Raw genomic sequence first — 11,315 nt, forward strand, 5'->3', positions numbered from 1 at the left:
ATAAATACAAAGATTAAAAATATAAATCATGACATTTCCAAGATTAAGTTCTACTTATCAATGTTTTTTAAGTAGAACTTAGTCTTAAAAAAAGTAGAATTTACTTTTCAAATTAAATTATTTATTTTTTTGTTAATTAAATAAACAAATAGCTGTAAAAATATAAAATATATTCTCCAAAAAACAAAGAAATAAGAATTCCCACACAAAGAAAACCAGCAAATGCGATATGATGATGGCGATGTGTTTTTTTATAAAAAAGTAAATATGATGCATAGATTCCACCCAATAAAACCGCTATCGTAAAAGCAAGTATAATCTTTATATATCCTAACATAAAGCCATTAACCATCAATAATTTGATATCCCCGCCACCAAAACTATCTGGAATCCAAAAATTGAGTAATAATAATGGCATACTTATAATCAATATACCTATCAAACGTTCCCACAATGAAACATCACTATAAGGCATTAATCCTAATACAATAAATATTTCTAAAATAATCATTTCATCAGGTATAATTTGCCATTGTCTATCTATTAATGAAATGGTTATAAAATCCATTATCAATAAAAAAAGAAGAATAGCCTTTATCACTTGGGATTCATAATAGACAAGTAAGACAAGCAAAAAACCACTCATCATTTCAAAGATAGGATAAAAAAGTGAAATGCGGTGATGACAATATCGACATCTTCCTTTTAACATCACATAACTGACAATAGGTATTAAATCAAACCATTGTAAAGGATGCAAACAATCAAAACAAAAACTTCTTCCTTTTACAATATCCAAACCAAGTGGCAATCGATCTTTACACACTTGAAAAAAACTTCCTATAACAGCACCCAAAATAAAAAACCATACATATAAAAACATCTTCATGTCCCCTTTCATAGGTATTTTTATAGTTGGTTTTGTTTCATATTTCGATATTATTCTATCTTAAAATATATTCATTTTCAACAAAAAATATTTGACATTTTTTATTTTTTCTATAAAATATGGAGTGCTGTAAAGCTATAGATTTCTCTATTTCTGATTAATAAATAGAAAATTCTATAGCTTTTTTTACGAAAGGAGAATCTCAACTTATGGAAAAAAGAAATCCAATGGCTTATAAACCTATTTTTCCCCTTTTGATGTCTATGGCCTTTCCGCCAATGATTTCAATGCTTATTCAATCATTATACAATATAGTTGATAGTATTTTTGTGGCTCAGCTTGGTGAAGAAGCTTTAACAGCTGTTTCGTTAATCTACCCCTTACAAAACTTATCATTAGCATTTTCCTGTGGTGTAGGTATTGCTTTAAACGCCATTATTGCAAGACATTTAGGTGCACATAATGATAAAGAAGCATCATTTGTCGCTACTCAAGGCATTGTTATGACACTTTTACATTCCATTCTTTTTGTTGGAATTGGATTATTCCTTATAGAACCTTTTTTAACTCTTTTTACTCAAAATCAGGATGTCATACAATATGGAATCGAATACGGTTTTATTGTTATTACTTTTACATTTTCAACATTTATTCACTTAGCCATCGAAAAAATGTTTCAGGCTTGTGGAAATATGATTATTCCCATGATTATGCAAATGGTTGGAGCAATTGTTAATATTATTTTAGATCCAATACTTATCTTTGGATATTTTGGATTACCTGCTTTAGGTGTAAGTGGTGCAGCTCTAGCAACTATTATTGGACAATTTAGTGCCTGCTTTTTATCAATATATTTATTCTTACGCTATAATTCACATATCCATATTTCATTCCGTCATTTTCGTATTGATTGGCATACATTTAAAAACTTATATTCAATAGCTATTCCATCTGGAGTTATGATGTGTTTACCTTCTGTTTTAGTTTCAGCATTAAATGGTATCCTTGCTCCTGTGTCTCAAACTGCCGTTGCATTCTTTGGTATCTATTATAAACTGCAAACATTCGTTAATATGCCAACAACAGGAGTTGTACAGGGAATGCGTCCAATTATGAGTTATAATTATGGAGCTCATCAAAGAAATCGTATGGATCAGACATTAAAAATGGCAACTCTTACTATTGGAACTATTCTATTATTTGGTACATGTCTATTCTTTATTTTCCCAGCTCAAATTCTTCAAATGTTTAATGCCAATCAAGATATGCTTATGGTTGGAATAACTGGATTACGTATTTTATCATTAAGTTTTATCTGTTCTACATTTGCCATTGTTATGTCTGGAGTTTTTGAATCATTAGGAAAAGGACCTATTTCTTTAATCATTACACTCACAAGACAATTTATCATCATTATCCCATTATCCCTTATTCTTTTACCACTTGTTGGCGTAACTGGTATCTGGTTAACATTTCCTTTATCAGAGCTGATTGCCTCATTCATTGCTTTTCTTTTATATCAAAAAGTTTATAAAAAAATAAAAATAGGAAATGAAAATTAATGATTCATTTCCTTTTCTTTTTACAAAAATTTAATATATGATAATGTTGTACATTTGATTCTTTTCTTACCATTTTTCAATGATATTCAAAATAAAACAAAGTTATAAAAACAAACAGTTTTATATACATAATATTATCCATGTATAATAGCTACAGCTAAATGAACACCTCGTTTAAACTGTATAAATCCATACTCATAAACAAATTCATTCACACAGTTTTCTAATTCTTCAACTTCTTCTTCACTCAGTATTAATTTTCTATTTATAATACGTTCATGAAATTGATCCATTAAATCAAAATAACGAATATGTATCTGTTCCAGCATCATTTCTTCATCTTGATTTAAAATAATATCAGAAGAATATATATCTTTTAAAACATTATCCATATCACACATAGTTCTCTTCTCCTTACTGAGATGATCATAAGAACTAAACTGTTTTTTCAAACAATGAGCAATTTTTTAATGGCAAATGATTATGCTGTCCAAATATTTTTCTTTTAACATGATGTAAATCCACTTTATTTGGTAATATATATGATTCATCCTGAAAATCTTTAAAATCGCATAACACTATTCTTAATCCAAAATATTGACCCTGATAAGAAAATTCATTTAATAATTTTCCAATAACATACATAATCTCACTATGAATATTTGTATAATTTCTTAATTTCTCTTCTTTTTTATAAAAATTCAACTGCATGTCATAGAATTGAATTTGAATACAACGAATTCCATAATCTTTTTCTTTAAGTTGCTTGACTAAATTGAAGCTTAGATTTTGTGCTATTATTAAAGCTTCTCTGGCATTTAAAAAAGTATCTTGATTATCTTGACCGAATGATTGAGGAAGGGTATGAACTGTTCTATGTATTTGAGACATTTCATCTCTTTTTTGAGAGCATATATTCTTCCCAAATATTTTTACTGCCTGATAAAAACTTAAAATTCTATATGATTCATAACTGTGCATATAAATCCATTTGGCAAATTCTTGATGAAAACTGAATCCTATATGTATTGAAATACAAAGTTCATCTGCTATTCTTTGCTGAATACATTTCATAAGTTTGATAGAATCCATACCAAATACATATTGAGATTTTGTTAAATCAAAAAATATATCATTTCTTTCTTCTTCAAAGACATCATTACAATATTCATATAAAATATTTTTTATTTGCTCTTTATAGAAACAATATTCATCCATGTTTCTTTGTTTGTTGATGAGTTCTTGATGAATCAATCTCTTTTTTATAATGAAATTTCTCTTTTTCTCTATTTGATCTATGCATTCTTCAAAACAAATATATCCAATTAAAGTTTTCCACATATTTCTCACTCCTCGTCAATTATTATATATGACCTTGTTGCATATTTCAATATTTTTATGCAACTTATTTTATTATTTTTGATTTTTTCTTTATTTTAGATGTATTTTATACTATAATATGCATATAGGAGGTTGACTATGGAACTCAAAGACATTATTAAGGATTATAAATATAGGCATCAACTTACAAATGATGAAATTGCTCAAAAACTAGGAGTCACGAAATCTACTGTCAGTCGTTGGATTTCAGGAGATGTCAAAAGAATTCAAGATGAAACATTAAAAAGATTAAATGAACTCCTTGGTTATGATATTGAACCCGTTATCAAAGGAAAGTCCATTCATTTAAAGCGTCCTATTTTAGGTTATGCAAAAGCCGGATATGATATGTATGGAGAAAATAATTATATGGGTGAAGAAGAAGTCACAGAAGAAGATTTTTATAAGGGAGATTATTTTTTGCAGATTCAAGGTGATTCCATGACTGGATCAGGAATAATGGATGGAGATTTAGCCCTTATTAAACAATGTTCCTATGCCTCAACAGGTGATATTGCAGTTGTCATGATTGGTGGTGAAGAAGTAACAGTGAAGCGTATTATCAAAAAACCAGATATGCTTATTTTGGAAGCCACAAACCCACTTGTTGAAAATAGATATTTTTCTAATGAAGAAGTTGAACAACTTCCTGTTCGTATCATTGGTAAAGTCGTTTATACAAAAACTTATTTTTAAACAAAAAATCTCATTCATGTTTTGAACTCTAAAGCTAATCTAACTTTAAGGGTTCACTCCATTTATGAGATTTTTTATATATCACAAGACATACAAATCAAATGCTTTTCTTCAACAAAATTATTTTTACTATAAAATCCTTCACTTAAAAAACCACGAATTGTCTGTAAAACCATTCTCTCTATATGCAATTTGATACATTCTTTTTTTGTTTGTTGTAATAGATAACTTCCTAAATGTTGTCCATGCAATTCTGGTAAAATGCAGACTTCATCAATCCATAGCTCTTTCTTTTCTAAATAAGTCATTTGACGCCCTAGTATCATACCTATCAACTGATTATCTCGATATAGAACATATCCCAAAGCATATGGTGAAAGTAGCATTTCTTTCAATCGCTGATAAGACTGCTCATAAGTCCACGTTTCATTCCATGGTTCTTGCATAAAACATTGCCGAAATAATATTGAACACTTATTTAAATGATAATATTGCATGGGAATAAAACACATTTCATGACTTTCAAGTTCTAAAAACATATCATACCATGTCACTCCACCATGGATAGATTGAGAAACTCCCAAGCAACTATAACCAAATTGTTTATAAAAATCTATTAACTCTTTTTTACAAGTCAGTACCAAGCCTTTTTTACCTCTTGTAAGAGCCAAATCAATAAAAGCATTCATTAATTTTTGAGCAATCCCACGATGTTGAAAAGTTGGTAAAACGGCTAAACCAAATATACTTTGATATGGATGATTGAAATCATGTAAGGATGTATCTTCATAATATTGATCAATTAAAAAACGTGTTGAAATCATTGCCCCATTGATAAATCCAACAATCTGTCCTTCTATAACGGCTACTAAAAAACAATCAGGAAAAGCAAGAAATCTTTGTTGAAATTGTTGTTTAGTTGCAGCTTCTTGAGCAGGAAAACAAATTCTTTCAATTTCAGCAAGTTTTATTAAATCTTGCTCTTTGGCTAATCTTATTTCCATATATACTTTTTATAAAAAAAGACATTAATGTTTGATCAATGTCTTTATTCACCCATAGAAAGCAAGAACGCTGCACTATCTTCCAATCTTTGTTTTGCTTCTTTAATTTCCTGAAATTGTGCATCTGGGCATGTTTCAAACTGTACTTTTTTTGTTAATTTCTTTAATTGATTCAATTCATTTTTAATTTGTGTCCTTACAGTTTTATCTATTTCTTTATGATGTTTTGCTAAACTGGCTTCTACTCTTGACATTAATGTTTCTAAATCATTTTTAAAAACAAGTCTTTCTTTTGTTTTAGCATCCTGCTGTTCAAATTGTTTAGCTTCATGAATAGCTCTTTCAATATCTTCATCAGACATATGAGAACCATTTTCAATAGTAATACTTTGCATATTTCCACTAGCCAAATCTTTTGCAGAAACACTTACGATACCATTAACATCAATATCAAAAGTGACTTCAATTTGTGGAACTCCTCGCATTGCACGCTTAATCTTTTTAAGTTTAAATTTACCTAAACTTTTATTGTCTTTAGCTAAAGGTCTTTCCCCTTGTAAAACATTAATTTCAACTTGTGTCTGGAAATTAGATGATGTTGTAAAAATTTGACTATGACTTGTTGGAATTGGTGTATTTCGATCAATTAATGGAGTTGCAACTCCCCCTACTGTTTCAATAGATAATGTCAATGGTGTCACATCTAATAATAAGACATCATAATTTCCCATTGCAGTCACATCACCAGATAATTTACCACCTTGAATTCCTGCTCCCATAGCGACACATTCATCAGGATTTAATGATTTACTTGGTGTAATTCCAGTAACTTCCTTAATTTTATCTTGAACTGCTGGAATACGTGAAGACCCACCTACAAGAATAATCTTATTCAATTCAGCAGGTAATAAACGTGCATCATTTAACGCATTTTGCATTGGGAGAATTGTTCTTTCAACTAATTCTCTAGTAATACGATTAAATAAATCTCTTGTGATTGTCATTTCTAAATTTTGTGGTCCTGCAGATGTCGTTGTAATAAATGGTAAAGATACAACAGTAGAAGTCATTGAAGATAATTCAATTTTTGCTTTTTCAGCGGCTTCTTTGATACGTTGCATAGCCATTAAATCATTTCTCAATGAAATCCCTGAGCTTTTCTCAAATTCAGTTAAAATATGTTGTGCTAATAATTCATTAAAATCATCACCACCTAGATGATTATCTCCTGATGTTGATAGAACTTCAATCACTCCATTACCAATTTCAATAATAGAAACATCAAAAGTTCCTCCACCTAAGTCAAAAACCATCATTTTTTGCCCATAACTATTTTCTAAGCCATATGCCAATGCTGCTGCAGTTGGTTCATTAATAATACGCATAACTTCCAATCCAGCAATTCTTCCAGCATCTTTTGTAGCTTGACGTTGGGCATCATTAAAATAAGCAGGTACTGTAATAACAGCCTGTTTAACTTCTTCTCCTAAATAATTTTCAGCATCTATTTTTAATTTCTGTAAAATCATGGCAGAAATTTCCTGGGGTGTATACTCACGATTGCCAATTTTCTTTTTATAATCAGTTCCCATTTCACGTTTAATAGATGAAATTGTCCCCATTGGATTTGTAACAGCCTGTCGCTTAGCACTTTCCCCTACAAGTCTTTGTCCATCATGTGTGAATGCTACAACACTTGGTGTTGTTTTCGCTCCTTCACTATTAGGAATAATGGTTGTTTTTCCATTTTCAATAAAAGACATACAACTATTTGTTGTTCCTAAATCAATACCAATAATCTTACTCATAAATCATTCTCCTTTAATAACATCTACAACAACAACTCATAAAAATATTAAACATCAATAACGAATAACAGCAATTAGCCATATTAGCATATGGTGACGTATAAGTTTGCTGTGTCTGACGATATTGACCACTTCCAGCCTGCAATTGCTGAACCAAGAAAATATATTGTAAATTACCAGGTTCCATTTGCGCTGCTGTTTGTGCATATTCTAATGCTGTTGCATTATTTCCTATACCATTCATAGCTAAAGCACTGTAATAAAACCATATTGATGAACGATTACGAATCTGTTCCAAAATATGAAGAGCATCCTGATAACGACCAGCTTGAATAAATGCCGCAACATCTTGAAAAGCCGCCTGATCATTACCCTGATATTGATAAGTCGACTGTGAACTTTGACCATATGTTTGATTCGTAAATCCTTTTTTTCGATTATCCATGATCGTTTTATATGCATTTTGTACCTGTTTAAACTTTTCAGTATATTCAGCCTGATGTTCACTATTAATATTAGCATCAGGATGATATTTTTTACTTAATGTTCGATAAGCATGTTTGATTTCATCATCTGATGCATTTGGAGAAATTCCTAATACTTGATATGGATCCATTTACTTCTTATCCTCCATTCTTTTTTGATAACGTAATTCATATTGACTCCAAACACCACTATATATGATATTCCTTAAAATTTCAACATTTTCCTCTATTGGAAGATATTCAAAAGCCTCGGCAGCTCTTGAAATCATCATTTCTAATAAATCATGACATCTCTCTTCAAAGTGTTCATCTTGAAAATGAGAAATAAATGGATTATAGTTATTGTCTTTTAGATCTTTTTCAATATCATCATAGGCATCTAGTAAATAAATATATTTACCTAAAAAAAATCCAAATTCCCTCAAATAATCTTGCCAGAGATCATCTTGAAAACAGCAAATTTCAGCCATGACTTTTCCAAAACATCCGGAAATATCATCAATACGAACATCTTCCATTTTTTCATACTCATGAATCTTGTCCAATTGTTTTTCAATCATATCTATCTTTTGTGGAAATTCTTTTTTTATAGATTGATAACTATGATTCAAAATTTTCTTATAGACCTGTTTTGACATCTTTTGATCATCAATCCAATCATCATCACATTTAAGATATGTTAAAGCAATTGTCATTTTAGCAGCATATTCAACATATTCATTTTGTATTTCTAGATGCTTTTTCAGTGGATGTAAAAAGCATCTACGATAGCTTGATTGATTGTGTGGTTCATATAAACCAGATAATAAAATAGCTAAAAATGTCATATCATAATTTAAAGCCACACGTCCTTTTAAACCATAATTATCATTTATAGTTCGACATAGCCCACAATAATATGACTGATAGATATCAAAATCTTTAAATTTCATTTCTGGTTTATTGATTACTATATATCCAAACATCATAATCTCCTTATCATAATAAATCATGATTAGTATAGTGTGAAGATATGAACGAAACATGAACTTATAGAAACTTTATTTTAAAAATGTTAAAATAAAAATGAAAGCTGGTGAATGGTATGAAAATCTCAAAAGAACAGCCTGTTTTAGAACCTTTGGCCAATCGTTTAAGACCTCTGACATTGGATCAATATGTAGGACAAAAACATCTTGTTGGTAAAGGTAAAGTGTTATGGCAATTTATACAAAATGATCAGATTCCTTCTATGATATTCTGGGGTCCTCCAGGAGTTGGAAAAACGACTCTGGCAAAAATTATAGCCCAAACAACAAAAGCACATTTCATTGATTTTAGTGCTGTCAATAGTGGTATTAGAGAAATAAAAAAAGTCATGCAAGATGCCATGCAGACACATCTTCAAGGAATCAAAACAATTGTTTTTATCGATGAAATTCATCGTTTCAATAAAGCACAACAGGATGCTTTTTTACCATATGTAGAACAAGGAAGTATTACTCTCATTGGTGCAACAACTGAAAATCCTTCATTTGAAATCAATTCAGCATTATTATCACGTTGTAAAGTTTTTGTCTTAAATGCTTTAAATGTTGAAGATATTATGGAACTTTTGCATCATGCTATTGAAGATCCTAGAGGTTTTGGTCACTTTCATGTTGATATTGATTCTTCAAGTTTATCAATGATCGCTCATTTTGCAAATGGAGATGCTAGAGTTGCTCTTAACACATTAGAAATGGCTTTTTATAATGCTCCTCGTGATCATGATCACATCACTATTACTCCTCAAATTATCGAACAAATGACAAGTCAAAAATCATTACTCTATGATAAAAATGGTGAAGAGCATTATAATTTGATTTCTGCATTACACAAATCAATGCGTAACAGTGATGTCAATGCTGCTATTTACTGGTTAGCCAGAATGCTTGAAGCTGGTGAAGACCCTTTATATATTGCACGACGACTTGTTAGATTTGCAAGTGAAGATATTGGTATGGCTGATAGTAGAGCATTAGAAATTGCTATTGCAGGATATCAGGCTTGTCATTTTATTGGAATGCCTGAATGCAGTGTCCATCTTACTCATGTTGTCACTTATTTATCTTTATCAGTTAAATCTAACGCTCTATATGTCGCTTATGAAGCTGCTAAAAAGGATGCATTAAAGACAATCGCCAAACCAGTTCCCTTACATTTACGCAATGCTCCTACCCGTTTAATGAAAGATTTAAATTATGGTAAAGGTTATCAATATGCACATGATTTTCAAGATAAACTGACAACTATGACTTGCTTACCTGAATCACTTCAAGACAGAGAATATTATCATCCAACAAATCAAGGAAATGAAAAAAAAGTCGCACTGCGACTTCAACAAATTCAACAATGGAAACGTAAACATCAAAAATAAAAGGTCAATGGCCTTTTATTTTTGTGTAACTTCATTAATAATATTGATAGCATTTAAAGTTCTTGGAAAACCAATATAAGGTTGACATTGTGTAATCACATCAATCAACATGTCTCTACTATTTCCAACTTGTATATTAGCCATAGTATGAGCACGCAACTGATTTTCACAGCCACCTAAAGTTGCCAACATAACAAAAGTTAACATTTCTCTTATTTTTAAATCAAGCCCCTGACGTGTATAAAAATCTCCAAAACAATGTGCAGATAAATAATCTTGAATATGTTTTAATTCTTGAGGTGCATGATCATGATTAGCTTGAATATTCTCACGACCAAACGCTTCACTTTGAACATCAAATCCAGCCTGGAATCTTGTTTCTTCTTCTACTGTTGATTGATCTTCCAAAGGTAATTCAATTTGATTTTCAACAAAAACATCATGAACAGCATCAAGAGCTTCTTTCACTTTGCCTACACCAATATATGGAGTACATTGATAAATGGCTTCTTTCATTTCAACTGGAGTCACATTAGCCTTTAAAGCTGCATAAACATGTTCTTTTAAAGATTCTAAAGTCATATTCGTTGTATTAACAACAATTAAAATCAATTCTCTAAGACGCAAATCAAGATTACCATGCTGATAAACATCACCATAAATATAATGAATCATCATTTCCTCGTATGCTAAGTCATGAGGACAAAAATGATCTTTATGCAATGACTGATATAATTCTTTTGCTTTTTCAATATCTCTCATAAATAAATTTTCCTGGTATATTATAATTGACTCATTTATCAGTCATTAAAATATACCTTCTCCTTTCTATCAACTTTATTAATACGTAGTTGATGACGTTTAGGTTTATATGTAAAATTGAAATATGTGTTTGTGGATTTGTATTTTTCCGTGTGGCTTTGACTACTTCAAGGAGGTTTGGACCACTCACTTATTCCTCAATAACGATGAGTTAGATGAGTCTTTGAATTCGCATTTTGAACCAGGTTTTATGGTCTAAGTGTTGTGGGTACCACATCACATGAAATTTATTTGAAAGGATGGTTTTTATGAAATTAGTTGGTATTGATAT

11 protein-coding genes are annotated in these 11,315 nt (G+C 30.3%); 3 read left to right on the forward strand and 8 right to left on the reverse strand.

Going from position 1 to position 11,315, the window contains the following annotated elements:
• Nucleotides 1-136 precede the first annotated feature (136 nt).
• Nucleotides 137-883, reverse strand: a complete 747-nt coding sequence (locus B5E87_RS13895; protein WP_158095628.1) for a prepilin peptidase — start codon at nucleotides 881-883, stop codon at nucleotides 137-139.
• A gap of 215 nt (nucleotides 884-1,098) precedes the next feature.
• Here B5E87_RS13895 and B5E87_RS13900 point away from each other — a divergent pair, with 215 nt between their 5' ends.
• Nucleotides 1,099-2,451 (forward strand): MATE family efflux transporter, encoded by a 1,353-nt coding sequence (locus B5E87_RS13900; RefSeq protein WP_087245864.1) that lies wholly within the window; start codon nucleotides 1,099-1,101, stop codon nucleotides 2,449-2,451.
• A 134-nt stretch (nucleotides 2,452-2,585) separates the two neighbouring features.
• On the opposite strand, the gene B5E87_RS13905 is transcribed toward B5E87_RS13900, so the two are convergent.
• On the reverse strand, nucleotides 2,586-2,852 hold the full coding sequence (locus B5E87_RS13905; protein ID WP_087245866.1) for a hypothetical protein: 267 nt from the start codon (nucleotides 2,850-2,852) through the stop codon (nucleotides 2,586-2,588).
• A gap of 34 nt (nucleotides 2,853-2,886) precedes the next feature.
• The gene (locus tag B5E87_RS13910; RefSeq protein ID WP_087245868.1) at nucleotides 2,887-3,792 is read right to left on the reverse strand and encodes a Y-family DNA polymerase; all 906 of its coding nucleotides are present in this window, start codon (nucleotides 3,790-3,792) and stop codon (nucleotides 2,887-2,889) included.
• Between the two features lie 138 nt (nucleotides 3,793-3,930).
• On the opposite strand from B5E87_RS13910, the gene B5E87_RS13915 reads away from it, so the two are divergent.
• On the forward strand, nucleotides 3,931-4,527 hold the full coding sequence (locus tag B5E87_RS13915; protein WP_087245870.1) for a LexA family protein: 597 nt from the start codon (nucleotides 3,931-3,933) through the stop codon (nucleotides 4,525-4,527).
• Nucleotides 4,528-4,601: 74 nt separating this feature from the next.
• Here the strand turns inward: B5E87_RS13915 and B5E87_RS13920 are convergent, their stop codons facing one another.
• Genes B5E87_RS13920 through B5E87_RS13935 form a run of 4 tightly spaced genes read right to left on the reverse strand, consistent with a single transcriptional unit; the run spans nucleotide 4,602 to nucleotide 8,789 of the window.
• On the reverse strand, nucleotides 4,602-5,531 hold the full coding sequence (locus B5E87_RS13920) for a GNAT family N-acetyltransferase (protein ID WP_087245872.1): 930 nt from the start codon (nucleotides 5,529-5,531) through the stop codon (nucleotides 4,602-4,604).
• A gap of 44 nt (nucleotides 5,532-5,575) precedes the next feature.
• On the reverse strand, nucleotides 5,576-7,339 hold the full coding sequence (gene dnaK / locus B5E87_RS13925; protein ID WP_087245874.1) for a molecular chaperone DnaK: 1,764 nt from the start codon (nucleotides 7,337-7,339) through the stop codon (nucleotides 5,576-5,578).
• A gap of 13 nt (nucleotides 7,340-7,352) precedes the next feature.
• The gene (locus B5E87_RS13930; protein WP_087245876.1) at nucleotides 7,353-7,955 is read right to left on the reverse strand and encodes a J domain-containing protein; all 603 of its coding nucleotides are present in this window, start codon (nucleotides 7,953-7,955) and stop codon (nucleotides 7,353-7,355) included.
• On the reverse strand, nucleotides 7,956-8,789 hold the full coding sequence (locus tag B5E87_RS13935) for a DUF5685 family protein (RefSeq protein WP_087245878.1): 834 nt from the start codon (nucleotides 8,787-8,789) through the stop codon (nucleotides 7,956-7,958).
• A 119-nt stretch (nucleotides 8,790-8,908) separates the two neighbouring features.
• On the opposite strand from B5E87_RS13935, the gene B5E87_RS13940 reads away from it, so the two are divergent.
• A complete protein-coding gene (locus B5E87_RS13940) occupies nucleotides 8,909-10,222 on the forward strand; it encodes a replication-associated recombination protein A (protein ID WP_087245880.1) in 1,314 nt (437 codons plus the stop codon).
• Between the two features lie 15 nt (nucleotides 10,223-10,237).
• Here the strand turns inward: B5E87_RS13940 and B5E87_RS13945 are convergent, their stop codons facing one another.
• Nucleotides 10,238-10,984, reverse strand: a complete 747-nt coding sequence (locus B5E87_RS13945) for a carboxymuconolactone decarboxylase family protein (protein ID WP_087245882.1) — start codon at nucleotides 10,982-10,984, stop codon at nucleotides 10,238-10,240.
• Nucleotides 10,985-11,315: the final 331 nt, after the last annotated feature.

Origin of the sequence: Massilimicrobiota sp. An142 (assembly GCF_002160725.1) — a bacterium.
In the GTDB taxonomy this organism is placed as follows: domain Bacteria; phylum Bacillota_I; class Bacilli_A; order Erysipelotrichales; family Coprobacillaceae; genus Allocoprobacillus; species Allocoprobacillus merdigallinarum.

Bases quoted from the DNA above. Each gene is read 5' to 3' on its own strand.
- B5E87_RS13895 (WP_158095628.1), bottom strand. From the start codon at position 883: ATGTTTTTATATGTATGGTTTTTTATTTTGGGTGCTGTTATAGGAAGT.
- dnaK (WP_087245874.1), bottom strand. From the start codon at position 7,339: ATGAGTAAGATTATTGGTATTGATTTAGGAACAACAAATAGTTGTATG.
- B5E87_RS13900 (WP_087245864.1), top strand. From the start codon at position 1,099: ATGGAAAAAAGAAATCCAATGGCTTATAAACCTATTTTTCCCCTTTTG.
- B5E87_RS13940 (WP_087245880.1), top strand. From the start codon at position 8,909: ATGAAAATCTCAAAAGAACAGCCTGTTTTAGAACCTTTGGCCAATCGT.
- B5E87_RS13915 (WP_087245870.1), top strand. From the start codon at position 3,931: ATGGAACTCAAAGACATTATTAAGGATTATAAATATAGGCATCAACTT.
- B5E87_RS13910 (WP_087245868.1), bottom strand. From the start codon at position 3,792: ATGTGGAAAACTTTAATTGGATATATTTGTTTTGAAGAATGCATAGAT.
- B5E87_RS13905 (WP_087245866.1), bottom strand. From the start codon at position 2,852: ATGTGTGATATGGATAATGTTTTAAAAGATATATATTCTTCTGATATT.
- B5E87_RS13945 (WP_087245882.1), bottom strand. From the start codon at position 10,984: ATGAGAGATATTGAAAAAGCAAAAGAATTATATCAGTCATTGCATAAA.
- B5E87_RS13935 (WP_087245878.1), bottom strand. From the start codon at position 8,789: ATGTTTGGATATATAGTAATCAATAAACCAGAAATGAAATTTAAAGAT.
- B5E87_RS13920 (WP_087245872.1), bottom strand. From the start codon at position 5,531: ATGGAAATAAGATTAGCCAAAGAGCAAGATTTAATAAAACTTGCTGAA.
- B5E87_RS13930 (WP_087245876.1), bottom strand. From the start codon at position 7,955: ATGGATCCATATCAAGTATTAGGAATTTCTCCAAATGCATCAGATGAT.